At 72.8% G+C, this 16,748-nt stretch carries 15 protein-coding genes; 13 read left to right on the forward strand and 2 right to left on the reverse strand.

Annotated elements, in window-relative coordinates:
* The first annotated feature begins 186 nt into the window (after positions 1 to 186).
* On the forward strand, positions 187 to 3,261 hold the full coding sequence (locus tag AC0OLQ_RS00455; RefSeq protein ID WP_484529754.1) for a malectin domain-containing carbohydrate-binding protein: 3,075 nt from the start codon (positions 187 to 189) through the stop codon (positions 3,259 to 3,261).
* A gap of 66 nt (positions 3,262 to 3,327) precedes the next feature.
* Here AC0OLQ_RS00455 and AC0OLQ_RS00460 read toward each other — a convergent pair whose 3' ends face one another.
* Positions 3,328 to 3,720, reverse strand: coding sequence for a CBS domain-containing protein (locus tag AC0OLQ_RS00460; RefSeq protein WP_148429006.1), 393 nt, complete (start codon positions 3,718 to 3,720; stop codon positions 3,328 to 3,330).
* A gap of 114 nt (positions 3,721 to 3,834) precedes the next feature.
* Between AC0OLQ_RS00460 and AC0OLQ_RS00465 the strand changes: the two genes are divergently transcribed.
* From AC0OLQ_RS00465 to AC0OLQ_RS00485, 5 genes are all read left to right on the forward strand, one after another.
* Positions 3,835 to 4,284: an NUDIX domain-containing protein gene (locus AC0OLQ_RS00465; protein WP_484529755.1), complete on the forward strand. Its 450-nt coding sequence runs from the start codon at positions 3,835 to 3,837 to the stop codon at positions 4,282 to 4,284.
* Positions 4,281 to 5,033, forward strand: a complete 753-nt coding sequence (locus tag AC0OLQ_RS00470) for a hypothetical protein (RefSeq protein WP_484529756.1) — start codon at positions 4,281 to 4,283, stop codon at positions 5,031 to 5,033. Before AC0OLQ_RS00465 ends, AC0OLQ_RS00470 begins: the two co-directional genes overlap by 4 nt.
* Before the next feature lie 71 nt (positions 5,034 to 5,104).
* Positions 5,105 to 5,836, forward strand: a complete 732-nt coding sequence (locus AC0OLQ_RS00475) for a phosphocholine cytidylyltransferase family protein (protein ID WP_357331637.1) — start codon at positions 5,105 to 5,107, stop codon at positions 5,834 to 5,836.
* Positions 5,824 to 6,891, forward strand: coding sequence for an iron-containing alcohol dehydrogenase family protein (locus AC0OLQ_RS00480; protein WP_357331639.1), 1,068 nt, complete (start codon positions 5,824 to 5,826; stop codon positions 6,889 to 6,891). The genes AC0OLQ_RS00475 and AC0OLQ_RS00480 overlap by 13 nt, the downstream gene beginning before the upstream one ends.
* The gene (locus tag AC0OLQ_RS00485; RefSeq protein ID WP_357331641.1) at positions 6,866 to 7,591 is read left to right on the forward strand and encodes a CDP-alcohol phosphatidyltransferase family protein; all 726 of its coding nucleotides are present in this window, start codon (positions 6,866 to 6,868) and stop codon (positions 7,589 to 7,591) included. The genes AC0OLQ_RS00480 and AC0OLQ_RS00485 overlap by 26 nt, the downstream gene beginning before the upstream one ends.
* A 16-nt stretch (positions 7,592 to 7,607) precedes the next feature.
* Here AC0OLQ_RS00485 and AC0OLQ_RS00490 read toward each other — a convergent pair whose 3' ends face one another.
* Positions 7,608 to 8,873, reverse strand: coding sequence for a glycosyltransferase (locus tag AC0OLQ_RS00490; protein WP_484529757.1), 1,266 nt, complete (start codon positions 8,871 to 8,873; stop codon positions 7,608 to 7,610).
* 80 nt (positions 8,874 to 8,953) lie between these two features.
* Between AC0OLQ_RS00490 and AC0OLQ_RS00495 the strand changes: the two genes are divergently transcribed.
* From AC0OLQ_RS00495 to AC0OLQ_RS00525, 7 genes are all read left to right on the forward strand, one after another.
* Positions 8,954 to 9,814 (forward strand): Fpg/Nei family DNA glycosylase, encoded by an 861-nt coding sequence (locus AC0OLQ_RS00495; RefSeq protein WP_484529758.1) that lies wholly within the window; start codon positions 8,954 to 8,956, stop codon positions 9,812 to 9,814.
* Between the two features lie 325 nt (positions 9,815 to 10,139).
* Positions 10,140 to 11,651 (forward strand): sugar transferase, encoded by a 1,512-nt coding sequence (locus tag AC0OLQ_RS00500; protein WP_357331648.1) that lies wholly within the window; start codon positions 10,140 to 10,142, stop codon positions 11,649 to 11,651.
* A 33-nt stretch (positions 11,652 to 11,684) separates the two neighbouring features.
* Positions 11,685 to 12,908: a sensor histidine kinase gene (locus tag AC0OLQ_RS00505; protein WP_484529759.1), complete on the forward strand. Its 1,224-nt coding sequence runs from the start codon at positions 11,685 to 11,687 to the stop codon at positions 12,906 to 12,908.
* Positions 12,905 to 13,666 (forward strand): LytR/AlgR family response regulator transcription factor, encoded by a 762-nt coding sequence (locus AC0OLQ_RS00510; protein ID WP_357331652.1) that lies wholly within the window; start codon positions 12,905 to 12,907, stop codon positions 13,664 to 13,666. The genes AC0OLQ_RS00505 and AC0OLQ_RS00510 overlap by 4 nt, the downstream gene beginning before the upstream one ends.
* An 81-nt stretch (positions 13,667 to 13,747) precedes the next feature.
* Positions 13,748 to 14,410: a DUF5701 family protein gene (locus AC0OLQ_RS00515; protein ID WP_484529760.1), complete on the forward strand. Its 663-nt coding sequence runs from the start codon at positions 13,748 to 13,750 to the stop codon at positions 14,408 to 14,410.
* Positions 14,411 to 14,635: 225 nt separating this feature from the next.
* A complete protein-coding gene (locus AC0OLQ_RS00520) occupies positions 14,636 to 15,082 on the forward strand; it encodes a hypothetical protein (RefSeq protein ID WP_357331657.1) in 447 nt (148 codons plus the stop codon).
* Positions 15,082 to 16,722 carry a sodium/solute symporter gene (locus AC0OLQ_RS00525; protein WP_484529761.1) on the forward strand — a complete coding sequence of 547 codons (1,641 nt, stop codon included), beginning with the start codon at positions 15,082 to 15,084 and terminating at the stop codon, positions 16,720 to 16,722. Before AC0OLQ_RS00520 ends, AC0OLQ_RS00525 begins: the two co-directional genes overlap by 1 nt.
* Positions 16,723 to 16,748: the final 26 nt, after the last annotated feature.

Raw genomic sequence — 16,748 nt, forward strand, 5'->3', positions numbered from 1 at the left:
CTTCCCTCGTCTTTTCGTGTGAGCTGGGGCGTTTGCTCGGTCAAAAAGGCCGATCCCGGGTGGACGGGCGACGGCCGGATGCGAGAAGGTATTGCTCTCACGTCTGCGGTCGGCCGTGCGGCGCCCCACCTCGCACCGACACCGGCCACGACCGCAGCGCCTCCGACGTTTCCCCCGGAGTAGCCTGTGGCTTCCTCGTTCCTGAGACACCGCTCGGTGTCCGCTTTCGGTGCCGCCGTACTCGGCATCGCCACCCTGTTCACTCCCGTGCCCGCGCTCGCCGCGCCCGCCCCGGACCACACCACGATGGTCAGCGAGGTGCCGACGGACAAGACGCCGAACATCAACGACGGCAACGTCGTGGCCATCTACGACGCCGGCACCAAGGTGATCGTGGGTGGCTCGTTCACCAAGGCGCAGAACCGCGGCTCGTCGACCACCGAGGTCACCCGGAAGGGCGTGCTGGCCTTCGACAAGGCCACCGGCAAGCTGGACGAATCCTTCGCCCCGGTGCTCGACGGCGAGGTGACCGCGGTGATCGCCGGGCCGACCCCCGGCACGGTCTACCTGGCCGGCACCTTCAACAAGGTCGGCGACAGCAACTTCCGGAAGCTCGCCCTGCTGAACGTGGCGGACGGCACGCCGGTCGCCGGCTTCAAGGGCCCGGCGTTCAACGGCACGGTCAGCGACATCGCCCTGGTCGACGGGCGGCTCCTGGTGGGCGGCATCTTCTCCACGGTGACCTCGACCACCACCCGCAACGGGCTCGCCTCGCTGAACCCGACCACGGGCGCGGTGACCGACTACCTCACCGTGGCGCTGACCGAGCACCACAACTGGACCAGCACCAACGGCGGGGCCTCGGCCGGCGTTGGCGTGGAGAAGCTGGCCGTTTCCCCGGACGGCAAGCACCTCGTGGTCATCGGCAACTTCAAGAAGGCCAACGGAGTCGTCCACGACCAGATCGTCCGGATCAACCTGGGCGACACCGCAGCGACCGTGGCCGACTGGAACACCGACGGCTACTCGGGGGCCTGCAAGTACACCGCGTTCGACTCGTGGGTGCGCGACGTGCAGTTCGCCCCGAGCGGCAAGTACTTCGTCGTGGTCACCACCGGCGCCTCGTACCCGGGGACGCTCTGCGACTCGGCGGCCCGCTGGGAGACCGCCGCCAGCGGAAGCGGCCAGCAGCCGACCTGGACCAACTTCAGCGGCGGCGACACCTTCCTCTCCACGGGCATCAGCGAGGAGGCCGTCTACGTCGGCGGTCACTTCCGGTGGTCGAACAACCCGCTCGCCCGGGACCAGGCGGGCCCCGGCGCGGTGCCGCGGGCCAGCATCGCGGCCCTCGACCCGGCCAGCGGCCTGCCGCTGTCCTGGAACCCGGGCCGGCACCCCCGCGGCTACGGCGTCACCGAGATGCTGGTGACCCCGGAGGGCCTCTGGCTGGGCAGCGACCAGGAGTACATCGGCAACTTCGACTACCAGCGGAAGCGCCTCGCCTTCTTCCCGCTGAGCGGCGGCGCCGCTCCGCACTCCACCAGCACCAAGGGCCTGCCCGGTGACGTCTACCAGGCCGGCCGCGCGGCGCAGAGCGAGGTCCTCTACCGGGTCAACGCCGGTGGCCCGGCCATCCCGGCGACCGACGGCGGCCCGGACTGGGCCGGCGACAGCGCCACCGCGCCGAGCCTCAACCACAACACCGGCAGCAGCGTCTCGACCTACACGACCAACGCGACGTTCGACGCCACGGTGCCGGCGAGCACCCCCGCGACGCTGTTCAACACCGAGCGCTGGGACGAGGCGACCGCCCCGGACATGCAGTGGGACATCCCGGTCGCGGCCGGCACCCGCATCGACGTGCGCCTCTACTTGGCCAACCGCTACGCCCGGACGGGTGTGGTCGGCAAGCGCAAGTTCGACGTCAGCATCGACGGCGTGCTCAAGCTGAACGACTTCGACCCGGTGGCCGCCGCCGGCGGCACGGACCGCGGCACCATGCGGTCCTTCTCGCTGGTCAGTGACGGCGTGGTCGACGTCGACTTCGGCCGCGTGCTGGAGAACCCGCTCGTCCAGGGCATCGAGATCGTGAAGACCGCGCCGACTCCGGACGCGGCGGACGTGCTCTACCGGGTCAACGCCGGTGGCGACCAGCTGGCCGCGCCGACCGGCCCGGCCTGGGCCACCGACAGCGTTACGGCGCCGAGCACCTACCACAACACCGGTGGCAGCGTCACGACCTACACGACCAACGCGACGTTCGACGCCACCGTGCCGGCCGGCACCCCTGCCACGCTCTTCAACAGTGAGCGCTGGGACATGTCGACCACCCCGGACATGCAGTGGGACTTCCCGGTCCCAGCGGGCACCCCGGTCCAGGTCCGGCTCTACCTGGCCAACCGGTACGCCGGCACGGCCACGGCCGGCAAGCGCAAGTTCGACGTCAGCATCGACGGCGTGCTGAAGCTGAACGACTTCGACCCGATCGCCTCGATCGGCGCGACCAACAAGGGCACCATGCGGGCCTTCGCGGTCACCAGCGACGGCAACATCGACATCGACTTCGGTCGGGTCCTGGAGAACCCGCTGGTCCAGGGCATCGAGATCGTCAAGCTTCCGCCGGTGCCGCCGACCACCACGGTGGACAGCGTCACCAAGCGGTCGTACGACGGCGCCACCGCGGTGGGCAACGCCAGCTCGGTGCCCAACCCGGACAACACCCGGTGGTCCACGATCAAGGGGCCCTTCTGGGTCGGCGGCGACCTCTTCTACGGCGTCAACGGCGACCTCTACAAGCGGTCGTTCGACGGCACGACCTTCGGCACGCCGAAGAAGCTCGACCCGTACCACGACGCCAAGTGGGACCTGGTCCTCACCGGCTCCGCGCCGGAGGGCCAGACCTACGCCGGGAAGACGGTCAACTTCTCCGCCGAACTCCCGAACGCGACCGCCATGTTCTACACCGGCGGCCGTCTCTACTACACGCTGGCCGGCCAGAGCACCCTGTTCTGGCGCGGGTTCGCGCCGGACACCGGCGTCGTCGGCGCGGAGCGGAACACGGTCACCGGCACCACGGCCTTCGCCGACGCGAACGGCCTGTTCCTGGACGGCGACACCCTCTACGTCGTCTCCCGGACCACCGGCAACCTCTCCTCGATGGCGTGGTCGGACGGCAAGCCGACCGGCTCCGCCACCGTGCGCAGCGGCCCGGGCGTCGACAACGTGGACTGGCGGGCCACCGCCATCTTCGTCGGCCCCTGACCTTAGGTACGACACGACGATGGCCCGGCCGGTATCGGCCGGGCCATCGCCCTTTCCACCGCCGGGTCAGACCCGGGGGGCCGTGTGCTCCCGCGCCCAGACGCGCATCAGGTCGCGTACCGAGATCACCCCGGCCACCTCCCGACCGTCGAGCACCACCAGGTGCCGGAAACCGCCCCGGGCCATCGCCGCGGCCGCCTCCTCCACCGTCCAGTCCGGGCCCGCGTAGACCACGTCCCAGGTCAGATGCGCTCCGGTGCGTTCGACATCCGGGTCCAGCCCGGCCCCGATCGCGTTGAGCACATCCCGTTCGGTCATGATCCCGACCCCCTCGGAGTCCGGGTCGATCACGACCGCCGACCCGACCCGGCGGGCCGACATCATCCTGGCCGCCTGGCGGAGCGTGTGCTCCGGGCCGACCACGAGAATCTCGCTGGACATCGCTTCTCGTACCTGCATCACGCATCACCCCTGTGGGACGGCGGCCTCGGTACGGACATGGTGGGCCATCGATGCGGAACGGGACAAGACCGGGCATCGCCACGAACGGCGCGGGATCGCTACTGTCGTGAGGTGCCCACCGAGCCCCTCCGCTGCGCCGGCGCGCTGATCGTGGACGACGACGGCCGCATCTTCATCCAGCGCCGGTCCCCCGAGCGGCGCCTCTTCCCCAACTGCTGGGACATCGTCGGCGGCCACCTCGAACCGGGCGAGGAAGTGCAGGACGCGCTGCGCCGGGAGGTCACCGAGGAGACCGGGTGGGCCGTCTCGCACGTGCTCGGCCAGGTCGGCGAATACCGGTACACCGGCGACGACGGGCTCACCCGGGTGGAGACCGATTTCCTGGTCCGGGTCGACGGCGACCTGAGCCGGCCCCGGCTGGAGGCGGGGAAGCACACGGAGTTCCGCTGGCTGGCGGAACAGGACATCGGCCTGCTCGACGAACACCGCGACGTCAACGACGGGCTCATCCGGCGGATCGCTGAGAACGCCTTCGCCGCCCTGCGTTCGATCGGTCTGTGAGCGCGACCGTCGAGCTGCCGCCACATCGGTTCGCGGGGCTGGTCGCCCCGGCGGTCGACCGGGCCTTCGTCGCCGGCATGCTCGCCGGCCGCGACGGCGGCGGCGCGGAGCTCAGTTCCCGGTACGGCGGCCCGGCCGCGACCGGCTTCCTCGTGGAGTTCCGCACCCGGCTGGCCGTACCGGGCGGCACCGTGGACGCCCCGGGCTTCGCGGCGGTGACCCGCTACCGGGACCCGGCCGCCTGCCAGCGGGCGCTGGACAAGCAGGTCGCGTACGGGATGATCCAGCGCTTCCCGGACGGCGGCTTCTGCGCCACCGAGCGCGGGCTCGCCTTCCTGGCCGAGCTCTACGGCGTGCACGCCGAGGTGACCGAGGAACTCTGGGCGGGGCATGACGAGCGGGTGGAGCGGCTGGTCCGGGCGCTGGGCCGGGTGCTGGCACACGCGGTCCGGTCGGCCGGGCCGGGCGCCTTCGCGACCATGGCCCCGCCGCACGAGCCGGACGGCACCCCGCCCGGGGTGCTGCTGCTCAACCGGCTCGGCACCCTGCGCTACCACCGCGCGGACGCGCACGCGGCGGCGTGGACCGCGGCGGGGCACACCGCGGCGAGCGTCGCCGAGCTGCCCGCCGGGCCGGAACGGCTCGCCATCGAGCAGGAGACCGACCGCCGGGCGGCCGGCCCGTGGGCGTCGCTCACCGCCGAGGAACGGCTGTCGGTGCTCGCCGACCTGGCCGCCCTTCCGGGCTGAACCACGGCCGGCCGGGGCGCGAGGCTATCCTCCACCGAGTGGAGCGGAGTCGAGAAGAGGATGGTGCCGGCATGATCGGGATGGTGCTCGCGGCCGGTGCGGGGCGCCGGCTGCGCCCGTACACCGACACCCTGCCCAAGGCCCTCGTGCCGGTCGACGGGGAGACCACCATCCTCGACATCGCGCTGCGCAACCTCGCCGAGGTCGGGCTGACCGAGATCGTGATCGTGGTCGGCTACGCGGCGGACGCGGTCCGGCAGCGGCAGGCCGAGCTGGAGGAGAAGTACGGCGTCACGATCACCCTCGTGCACAACGACAAGGCCGAGGAGTGGAACAACGCGTACTCGCTCTGGCTGGCCCGGGAGTACTTCTCCCGGGGCGTGCTGCTGGTCAATGGCGACACCGTGCACCCGGTGAGCGTGGAGAAGACCCTGCTGGCCGAGCGCGGCCCGGGCATCCTGCTGGCCATCGACAACATCAAGGTGCTGGCCGAGGAGGAGATGAAGACCACCTTCGACGCGGCCGGCCAGCTCACCCGGATCACCAAGGTGATGGACCCGGGCGCGGCGTACGGGGAGTACATCGGCGCGACGCTGATCGAGCCGCAGGTGGCGGGCGCGCTCGCCGACGCCCTGGAGGCGACCTGGCGGCGCGACCCGAACCTCTACTACGAGGACGGCTACCAGGAGTTCGCCGACCGGGGCGGCGAGGTGCGGGCCGCGCCGATCGGCGACGTCTCCTGGGTCGAGGTCGACAACCACGCCGACCTGGCCCGGGCGCGGGAGATCGCGTGCCGCTACTAGCCCGGACGATCCTCACCCCGCTGCACATCGACGTGCGGCGCGGTGCGGTGGCCGACCTCGCCGCGATCCTGGCCGACGGGCGGATCTCGGCCGGAGGCGACGTGGCGGTGGTGGTCGGCCCCGGGCAGGGCGAGCAGATCGCCGAGCTGATCCGCCCCTCGTTGCGGTCGGCGGACCTGTTCACCGTGGCCGGCGGCAGCCTTGACGCCGCGGACGACCTGGGCGCCAAGCTGCGCAACCGGTCGTACGACGCGGTGGTGGGCATCGGCGGCGGCAAGACCATCGACGTGGCGAAGTACGCGGCCACCCGGCGCGGGCTGCCCATGGTCACCGTGGCGACCGCGCTGGCCAACGACGGCATCGCGTCGCCGGTGGCCAGCCTGGTCACCGAAGGGATCAAGGGCTCCTACGGGGTGCACATCCCGATCGCCGTGATCGTCGATCTGGATTTCGTCGAGGCGGGGCCGGAGCGGCACAACCGGGCCGGCATCGGCGATGTGGTGAGCAACATCAGCGCGCTGGCCGACTGGGAGCTGGCCCGGCAGGTCCGCGGGGAGCCGGTCGACGGGCTGGCCGCCTCACTCTCGCGGGCGGGCGCCGAAGCGGTGCTCAACCACCCGGGCGACATGAGCGACGACGCCTTCGTCACCGTGCTCGCCGAGGCGCTGATCTCCAGCGGCCTGGCCATGGCGGTCTCCGGCACCAGCCGCCCGTCCAGCGGCGGCTGCCACGAGATCATGCACGCGGTCGACGCGCTCTACCCGGGCACCGCCTCGCACGGCGAGCTGGCCGGGCTGGGCGCGCTGTTCTGCACCTTCCTCCGCGGCGACGAGCGCCGGCTCACCGAGATGTCGGCCTGTCTGGCCCGGCACGGCCTGCCCCGGCTCCCCGCCGACGTGGGTCTGACCGACGAGCAGTTCGTCGAGGCGGTGCAGTTCGCGCCGGCCACCCGGCCGGACCGCTACACCATCCTCGAACACCTCGCGATGTCGCCTACCGAGACGCGGGAGCGGCTGGCAGACTACGCCGGTGCACTCCACGACCACCTTGGCTGAGCCGTTCCGCCCCTCCGTCGCCGACTTCCACCGGATCAACCGGGGCGGCGGGCTTTTCAGCGAGTCGATCAGCCAGTGGATCGGAGCCTTCTTCGCGCTGGTCGCCCAGCGGCTGGGGCTGCGCCCGACCGCGCTGACCATCACCAACCTGGTGCTCGGCCTGGCCGCCTCGGTCACCGTGGTCGCGCTCGCCGACGACGTCGCGGCGGGGTCGGTCCCGGCCTGGGCCGTCGGGCTGGTCGCCCTGGTCGGCTGGCAGATCGCGTACGCGCTGGACTGCGCGGACGGGCAGCTCGCGCGGGTGACCGGGCAGAGCAGCCCGGCCGGCGCCCGGGTCGACGTGCTCTGCGACGTGGCCGCTCAGATCGCCCTGGTCACCGCCCTCGGGGCGACGGCCGTGGCGCAGCGCCCCTCGACGCCCACGTGGCTGGTGGCGGTCTTCGCCGGCACCTGGATGGTCAACCTGGTCACCTCGGTGATGCAGGCCGGCCCGAACGCGGCCAGCATGGTCACCTCGACCTCGCTCCCGGTACGCCTGGCGAAGCTGGTCCGGGACTACGGCGCGGTGATCTTCCTGGCCGGCCTGGTGCTGACTGTCGCTCCCGCGCTGGCCGTCTGGGTGGTCGTCGCCTTCACGATCGTCAACGGGGGCTTCCTCCTCGCCAGCATCGCCTTCTCGGCCCGCGCCTCCCTCCGCTGACCAACCCCTCAGCCGGTCACCGGCGGGCGGTGGTGCAGACGTCGGCGTAGATGTCGATGAGGCGCTTGGTGACCACGTCGGGGTGGAAGGTGCGCTCGTAGCGGCTGCGGGCGGCCGGGGCGAGGGTCGCCGCGCCGGCCCGGGCCACCGGGAGGGCGGCGGCCAGCGCCTCCGGGTCGGGCGCGACCACCCAGCCGGCCTCGCCGCGCTGCACCCCCGTCGGCAGCGAGACCTGCCCGTCGCCGGGCGCCGCCGTGGCCACCTCGGCCGGGCCGGTGCCGGCCGGCTCCCGGGGGCCGTCGGCGCCGACCAGGTACGGGATGCCGCCCAGCGCGGTGCCGAGCACCGGCCGGCCGCTGGCCAGCGCCTCGATGATCACGGTGGGCAGCACGTCGTGCCAGGTGGAGGTCGCCAGCACCACGGCGCTGTCGGCCAGCGCGGCGCGTACCCCGGTCCGGTCGAGCTGGCCCAGGTAGACCACGTCGGGCCGGTCGGCGGCGGCCGCCTCGGCCAGCGGGCGCAGCTCGCCGTCGCCGGCGATGCGCAGCGGGCCCAGCGACCCCACGGGGTGTCGCCGCCAGGCCGTCAGCAGCAGGTCGAGCCCCTTCTCGGGGCTGAGCCGGCCCATGAAGAGGAAGCCGTCCCCGGGCGGCGCCGGGGTCCCCGGATCGGGCACCGCGTTGGGCTTGACCACGATCCGCTCGTCCGGGATGCCGTAGTCGCGCAGGTGGTCGGCGACCGCGGTGGTGAGCGCGATGTACCGGTCCACCGACTTCCAGGTGGGGCGGTGCACGGCGAGGGTGGTGGCCATCAGCGCGCTCTGCGCCCGGGAGCCGCGGTAGCAGCGGTGCACGATCGCCGGCACGCCCAGCACCCGGCCCCGGCAGTCCTGGCAGATCACGCCGTCCCGGAAGTAGAGCCCGGAGGAGCAGACCTGCCGGTAGTTGTGCACCGTCTGCACCACCGGCACGCCACGCCGATGCGCGGTCCGCACCACCCAGGGCGAGAGCAGCGGGTACGGGTTGTGCAGGTGCAGCACGTCCGGGCGGTGCTCGGCGAGCAGGCGGTCCAGGTCGTGCTGGGCCTTCGGGGCCCAGATCGGCGAGATCGGCAGCAGCGCCTTGGCCGGCTTCGACATCGAGGGGATCTCGTCGGAGCTGCGCAGGAACGGCAGCACCTCCACCCCGGCCGCGGTGAGCTGGGCGATCTCCGCGTCGACGATGGTGTTCTCGCCGGAGGGCTGGGCTTCCCGATACCGGTTGTGCGCCACCACGATTCTCACAGAGCTCGCCTTTCGTTCGCGATTGCGGGACTCGCAAGCTCATTCCTCGCGCTCACGGGAAAGAAGGCTACCTTTGTACGGTGCCTGAACTACCGGAGGTGGAAGCGCTCGCCGGCTACCTGCGTGAGCGGGCGGTCGGCCGGCGGGTCGAGCGGCTCGAGGTCGCCGCGATCAGCGCGCTGAAGACGTACGATCCGCCGCCGAGCGCGGTGGCCGGCCGGACCGTCACCGGCGCGGGCCGGTACGGCAAGTTCCTCGATGTCCGGTTCGACGAGGGCCTGCACCTGGTGGTCCACCTGGCCCGGGCGGGCTGGCTGCACTACCGGGAGGCGTTCCCGTCGGCCGCCCCGCTGCGGCCCGGCAAGGGCCCGATCGCCCTGCGGCTACGCCTCGACGACGGCTCCGGCTTCGACCTGACCGAGGCGGGCACGCAGAAGAAGCTCGCCGCCTACCTGGTGACCGACCCGGCCCTGGTGCCCGGGGTGGGCAAGTTGGGCCCGGACGCCCTCGAGGCCGACCTGACCACCTTCGGTGCCCAGCTGCGCAGCCGCCGGGGGCAGGTCAAGGGGGTGCTGACCGACCAGTCGGTACTGGCCGGCATCGGCAACGCGTACTCGGACGAGATCCTGCACGCGGCGAAGCTCTCCCCGTTCGCGATCACCGACCGGCTGACCGACGACCAGCTCGCCGCGCTGCACGCGGCGACCCGTGCGGTGCTCGGCGACGCGGTCCGGCGCTCGATGGGGCAGCGGGCCGCGGAGCTGAAGGGCGAGAAGCGCTCCGGGCTCAAGGTGCACGCCCGGAAAGGGCTATCCTGCCCGGTTTGCGGAGACCTGGTGCGGGAGGTCTCGTTCGCCGATTCGAGTCTCCAGTACTGCCCCACCTGTCAGACCGGCGGCAAGCCGCTGGCTGACCGACGGTTGTCCCGCCTCGTACGGTGAGTAATCGCACTCCGCGATTACGGAGCGGAATGGTCCCGGGATCGCCGAAGGTCCCACTCGGCACCTCTACCGGGGCCGGCATCCATCGGTATAGTGGCTCGGTCCCCGGCTTCACAACCGACTCGAAGCCGGCCAGATCCCCACGAGCACCATCGGACAGCTTCTCCTTCGGGGGGCGGTCCGGGCCGGGCCCGCGTGGGAGACTGGGACGGTGGGCGACCCGGGCCCTCACGGCGAGTGAGGGCGCGTGTCATGCGGGAGGACACTGGTTGAGGTGACGACAAGCCTCCAGCGCCCGGTAACCAACACAGGCCGGAGCAAGAGCGTGCGGCACGTCGACAGCTTCGAGATCCAGCCGCCGACTCCGCCGTCGCACAACGGCGTACCCCGGTCGGCATGGGCCCGCGCCCGGCGCCGGGTGTCCCGCTGGCACCGTCCCTACATCCTGGTGCTGCTGGTGCTGGACTTCGGGGCCGCCGCCCTGGCCAGCCTCATCGCGATCAACGTCTTCGAGCAGGCGTCCGCCGGCTTCTACGGCGCCGAGGAGAACCCGACCTGGTTCCACACGGTCGCCTTCGGGCTGCTGCCGCTGGGCTGGCTGCTCATCCTCTGGGGCAACCGGGCGTACGACCGGCGCTACCTGGGCCTCGGCCCCGACGAGTTCAAGCGGGTGATCCGCGCCGGCGTGGCGGTGGCCGCCACCGTCTCGTTCCTGGCCTTCGCCACGAAGACCATGCTCTCCCGGTGGACGGTCGGCTTCGCCCTGCTCGGCGCGCTGCTGCTGATCCTGCTGGGCCGGATGGTGGCCCGGGCCGCGCTGCACGCCGTCCGCCGCCGGATCGGCCAGGCCGGGCACCGGATGGTGCTGGTCGGCACCCTGCCGGAGTGCCTGGAGGTCTACACCGCGGTCACCCGCAACCCCGGGGCCGGCCTGGTCCCGGTGGCCATCCACCTCACCGACGGGTACGCCGCCGCCCGCGGCATCGAGACCCCGGTGCCGGTCTACGCCGGCCGGGACGTGCTCGCCCTGGTCCGGGAGGTCGGCGGCGACACCATCGCGGTCTGCGGCTCGGCCAGCGCCGAGCCCGGCGAGCTGCGCCGGATGGCCTGGCAGCTGGAGGGCTCCGGCGTCGACCTGGTGGTCGCGCCCCAGCTCACCGACATCGCCGGCCCACGGGTGCACATCCGCCCGATCGAGGGCCTGCCGCTGCTGCACGTCGAGGAGCCGACCCTGTCCGGGCCGGCGCTGCTGGCCAAGAACCTGATGGACCGGGTCGCCGCCGGGCTGGGCCTGCTGCTGCTGGTCCCGCTCTTCGTCGCCATCGCGATCGCCATCCGGATCTCCGACCCCGGGCCGGTCTTTTTCCGGCAGCCCCGGGTCGGGCACGAGGGGCGGACCTTCCGGGTCTGGAAGTTCCGCACCATGTACGTCGACGCCGAGGAGCGGCTGGCCGGCCTGGTCGATCAGAACGAGACCGACGGCATGCTGTTCAAGATGAAGCAGGACCCGCGGGTCTTCCCGGTGGGCCGCTTCCTGCGCGCCTCCTCGCTGGACGAGCTGCCCCAGCTGATCAACGTGCTCTGGGGCGAGATGTCGCTGGTCGGCCCGCGTCCGCTCCCCGCCGACGACGGTGACTTCCTGGGCGACGTCCGGCGCCGGCTGCTGGTCCGTCCGGGCATGACCGGGCTCTGGCAGGTCTCCGGCCGCTCCGACCTCTCCTGGGACGAGGCGGTCCGACTCGACCTCTACTACGTCGACAACTGGTCGCTGGCGTACGACCTCAGCATCCTGTGGCGGACCGTCGGGGTGGTGCTGGCCCGCAAGGGCGCGTACTAGCGCTCCGGGCCGCCACCCGTCAGGATCGCGGGCGTGAGTGGCAACCTCTCGGCCGTCTTCGGCGTCGTCTCGCTGGTCACCGCGCTGGCCGCGGCGCTCTGGGCGGTGCTGCGGCTGCGCGCCCGGCGGGGCATCGCGACGGCCACCCAGCGGGCCACCTACGAGGTGCTGCACACCGCCGGGCTCGCCACCGAGCCGCTGCGGGGCGGGCTGAGCGCGGCGGGCGCGGCGAAGGCCGTACGCCATCTGCGGGCCCTGGTGGGCTCGGCCGGGCTGGCCCTGACGGACCGGGACGCCCTGCTCGCCCTCGACGGGCACGGCGCGCACCACGGCGACCAGTTGCTCGCGGCGGCCCGGAAGGCGGTCGACAGCGGGCGCTCGACCGTGCTGCGCGAGTCGGAGCTGCACTGCGACCTGGTGGACTGCCCGGTCCGCGGCGCGGTGGTGGCCCCGCTGAGCGCCGACGGCCGGGCGGTCGGGGCGCTGGTGGCGGTGGCCGACGGGCGGCCGGCCCCGGGCCTGGTGCAGGCGACCCTGGAGACCGCGCACTGGGCCGGCGACCAGCTCGCCCTGGCGGAGTTGGACTCCTCCCGGGAGCGCCTGGCCCGGGCCGAGGTACGCGCGCTGCGCGCCCAGATCAGCCCGCACTTCATCTACAACGCGCTGACCGCGATCGGCTCGTTCGTCCGGACCGACCCGGAGCGGGCCCGCGAGCTGATCCTGGAGTTCGCGGAGTTCACCCGCTACTCGTTCCGGGCGCACGGCGAGTTCACCACGCTCGCCGAGGAGCTGCGCTCGATCGACCGCTACCTGACCATCGAGCGGGCCCGCTTCGGCGAGCGGCTCCAGGTGCGCCTCCAGATCGCCCCGGAGGTGCTGCCGGTGACCCTGCCGTTCCTCTGCCTCCAGCCGTTGGTGGAGAACGCGGTCCGGCACGGGTTGTCCCGCAAGCCGGGCACCGGCATGGTGAGCATCGAGGCCCGGGACGCGGGCGCCGAGTGCCACATCACGGTGGAGGACGACGGGGTGGGGATGGATCCGACGACGCTGACCGCCGGCATCGCCGAGCTCGCCGGCGCCGGCAGCGACCCGGCCGACGACCCGGGCCAGCACGTCGGCCTCTCGAACGTCGACGAGCGGCTCCGGTCGGCCTTCGGGGACCGGTTCGGCCTGGTCGTCGAGACCGGCCTGGGCTCGGGTACGAAGGTCAGCATGCGGGTGCCGAAGTTCCACCCCGGGGTGCGGGCGACCTCATGAACGCCACGGGTTTCCTCCGCGTGCTCGCGGTCGACGACGAGCCGCCGGCCCTGGACGAGCTGGCGTACCACCTGCGGGCCGATCCCCGGGTGGCCCGGCTGCACACGGCCGGCGACGCGACCGAGGCGCTGCGGGTGCTCCGCGACGGCGACGTCGACGTGGTCTTCCTGGACATCCGGATGCCGGGGCTGGACGGCATGGAGCTGGCCCGGGTGCTGCGCCGGTTCGCCCGGCCACCGGCGATCGTCTTCGTCACCGCCTACGACGACGGCGCGGTGGACGCCTTCGACCTGGGCGCCACGGACTACGTGCGCAAGCCGGTCCGCGCCGATCGCCTGGCCGAGTCGCTGCGCCGGGTGATCGGCTCGCGGGTGGTCCCCTCGCACCCGGCCGCGCTGGCCCGGGCCGAGGAGGACCCGACCATCCCGATCGAGCTGGCCGGCACCACCCGGATGCTGCCCCGCTCGGCGGTGCGCTGGGTGGAGGCGCAGGGCGACTACGCCCGGCTGCACACCGCGGACGGCTCGCACCTGGTCCGGGTCTCGCTGGCCACCCTGGCCGAGCGCTGGGCCGACGCGGGGTTCGTCCGGATCCACCGGTCCTACCTGGTGCAGCTCAAGCTGATCGCCGAGCTGCGGCTGGTCAACTCCGGCTACGTCGTGGTGATCGACGGGACCGAGCTGCCGGTGAGCCGCCGGCACACCCGGGAGCTGAAGGACAAGCTGGTCCGCGCGGCCAAGCAGGACTGGAACCGCTGATTCGAGATTCTTCCGCCCGTCGGGAATAGCCGCCCCTCGTCGTACGCTGTACGGCACGCCGTACGACAGAGTGGAGGCCGCATGCCCGACAGCCGCTACGACGCCGCGACCGACTTCGACCGGCAACTCGACCGCCTGGTGCGGCTCGGCTATCCCGCCCTGGCCGGGCTGACCGAGGACGCCTTCCGCGACCTGCTCGCCCCGCTGCGCGAGGCCGCGGTCGCCGGGGCGGCCGACCTGGCCGCGCCCACCGACGGGCGGGTGCCCTTCCTGCTGGTGGCCACCCGCGAGCTGGTGCCCGTCCAGGAGCGGATCGCGCTGACCACGCTCGCCGGCAAGCGGAAGACCGGCATCCTCGACCGGAACTTCCCCGCCGACGACCTGCCGCGGTTCGACCCGATCAAGGAGCTGGAGGTGCCGGCCGGGCCGGCGTACCTGCTCTTCGACGTGGACCGGGGCGAGGAGTACCGGAACCTGCCGCCGTCCACCGCGCTGGAGCAGATGACCGCCGGAGGTCGGCTGCCGATCACCATCGACGAGGGCCTGGCCTTCGTCACCCTGCACCCGCCGGCGCTGGCCAGCAACCGGTGCTTCTCACTGGTCGGCTCCCGCTGCGGCGACAAGCGGGTGCCCGCGCTCTGGATCAGCCAGGGCGCGCCGAAGCTGGGCTGGTGCTGGTTCGGCAACCCGCACACCTGGCTCGGCTCGGCCACGTCCCACCCGGTCCGGGTCGGCCTGCCGTGAACCGGGGGTCGGCGCGGACTTGATCGACTCCAGGTCGCCGAGGTGGCGGTATCCGCTGGCCCCGGACACCGCCACCACGCCGAGCTGGTGAATCCTCCGTCGTCCACAACGAGGGGGGCGTCATCCACCGGGTTGTCCACAGGAGTGAAGCGTTATCCACAAGTTGTGCACAGGGCCATCCCCGGCGCTCTTGACATTCCCGCTGATCAGGCGAGACTGCCGGGGATGACCGGAGCGGAGGAGCAGGACGTGCCCGGGCGGCCCGACCAGGCGGCTCCGGTCCCCGCCCCGCGCGCCCCGCAGCCGCCCCGGCGGACCCGCGTCGTGCTGGCCGAGGTCTCCCGGCCACGCAGCCGCGCCGAGCGCACCCGCTCCGAACTGACCCAGCAGACCCGGGTCGGCGAGACGCTGGTGCAGGGCCTCATGCGCGCGCAACTCTCGCTGGCCCTGCGGCTCAGCCTGCTCGTGCTGATCGGGCTGGGCGGCCTGCCCTGGCTCTTCGCCATCGCACCCTCGGTCGGCCGGGTCACCCTGCTCGGCGTCAACCTGCCCTGGCTGCTGCTCGGGGTGGCCGCCTTCCCGTTCCTGATCGGGGTCGGCTGGGCGTACGTGCGGCTGGCCGAACGGAACGAGCAGGACTTCACCGACCTGGTCCAGCGGCCGGAGCGCTGATGGGCAACGGCTACGTGGTTCCCGCGATCGTGGCGGTCACCCTGGTCACCGTCGGGATCGGCTTCTACGGGCTGCGGCTGGCCCGCACCACCTCCGACTTCCTGGTCGCCTCCCGGGCGGTCAGCCCGACCTGGAACGCCGCGGCGATCGGCGGGGAGTACCTGTCGGCGGCCAGCTTCCTCGGCGTGGCCGGGCTGATCCTCAAGTACGGCGTCGACGTGCTCTGGTACCCGGTCGGTTTCGCCGCCGGCTACCTGGCGCTGCTGCTCTTCGTGGCGGCCCCGCTGCGCCGCTCCGGGGCGTTCACCCTGCCCGACTTCTGCGAGGTGCGCCTCGGCTCGCGGCGGCTGCGGAAGCTGGCCACCATCTTCGTGATCTTCATCGGCTGGCTCTACCTGGTGCCGCAGCTCCAGGGCGCCGGGCTGACCCTGGCCACGGTGGCCGGCTCGCCCTACCCGGTGGGTGCGCTGCTGGTCGCCGTGGTGGTGACCGCGAACGTGGCGCTGGGCGGGATGCGGGCGATCACCTTCGTCCAGGCCTTCCAATACTGGCTGAAGCTCACCGCGCTCGCCGTACCCGCGATCTTCCTGGCGTTGCAGTGGCAGGCCGACGCCCGCCCGGCGGTGACCCCGCCCGACGGGCCGGCGTTCCGGACCGCGACCACCGTGGTGGTCGAGCACCGCGCGACCCTCACCCTGCCCGACGGCGACATCCGCGAGGTACGCCCCGGCGACCGTCTCGACTTCGCCGCCGGCGACCCGGTGCCCGAGGTCTCCGGCGCGGCCACCGCCGCCACCGACTGGCTGCTGCCGGACACCGCCGGCGACGACGACCGCGGGCTGTTCGCGACGTACTCGCTGATCCTGGCCACCTTCCTCGGCACCATGGGCCTGCCGCACGTGCTCGTGCGCTTCTACACCAACCCCGACGGTGCCGCCGCCCGGCGCACCACGCTGGTGGTGCTGGCCCTGGTCGGCGTCTTCTACCTGCTGCCCACGATCTACGGCGTGCTGGGCCGGATCTACACCCCGCAGTTGCTGGTCACCGGGCAGACCGACGCGGTCGTGGTGCTGCTGCCCGGGGCGGCGCTGGGCGACGGCACCACCGGCCGGCTGCTCGCCGCGCTGGTCGCCGCGGGGGCGTTCGCGGCCTTCCTCTCCACCTCGTCCGGCCTGCTCACCAGCGTGGCCGGGGTGATCTCCACCGACGTCCTCGGCCGCGGCTCAGTGCGCGGCTTCCGGCTGGCCACGGTGATCGCCGGCGGGGTGCCCGCGGTGCTCGCGCTGAACGTCTCCGGGCTGGACGTCTCCCAGGTGGTCGGGCTGGCCTTCGCGGTGGCCGCGTCGAGCTTCTGCCCGCTGCTGGTGCTCGGCATCTGGTGGCGCGGCCTGACCGACCTTGGCGCCGCCGCCGGGGTGCTGGTCGGCGGCGGCGCCGCGGTCGGCGCGGTGTTGCTCACCGTGCTCGGCCCGCCGCTGTCCGGCTGGCCGGCCACGCTCACCACCCAGCCGGCCGCGTGGACGGTGCCGCTGGCGTTCACCGTGATGGTGGCGGTCTCCATGGCCACCCGGCGGCGGCTGCCCCGCGACGTCGGCATCACGATGCTCCGCCTGCACACCCCGGAGACGCTGCGCCTCTAGCGACCGGCCGTACGGCTCAGGTAGGA

The organism is Micromonospora sp. Utrum1, assembly GCF_057197805.1.

Bases quoted from the DNA above. Each gene is read 5' to 3' on its own strand.
- AC0OLQ_RS00510 (WP_357331652.1), top strand. From the start codon at position 12,905: ATGAACGCCACGGGTTTCCTCCGCGTGCTCGCGGTCGACGACGAGCCG.
- AC0OLQ_RS00515 (WP_484529760.1), top strand. From the start codon at position 13,748: ATGCCCGACAGCCGCTACGACGCCGCGACCGACTTCGACCGGCAACTC.
- AC0OLQ_RS00525 (WP_484529761.1), top strand. From the start codon at position 15,082: ATGGGCAACGGCTACGTGGTTCCCGCGATCGTGGCGGTCACCCTGGTC.
- AC0OLQ_RS00475 (WP_357331637.1), top strand. From the start codon at position 5,105: ATGATCGGGATGGTGCTCGCGGCCGGTGCGGGGCGCCGGCTGCGCCCG.
- AC0OLQ_RS00520 (WP_357331657.1), top strand. From the start codon at position 14,636: ATGACCGGAGCGGAGGAGCAGGACGTGCCCGGGCGGCCCGACCAGGCG.
- AC0OLQ_RS00460 (WP_148429006.1), bottom strand. From the start codon at position 3,720: ATGCAGGTACGAGAAGCGATGTCCAGCGAGATTCTCGTGGTCGGCCCG.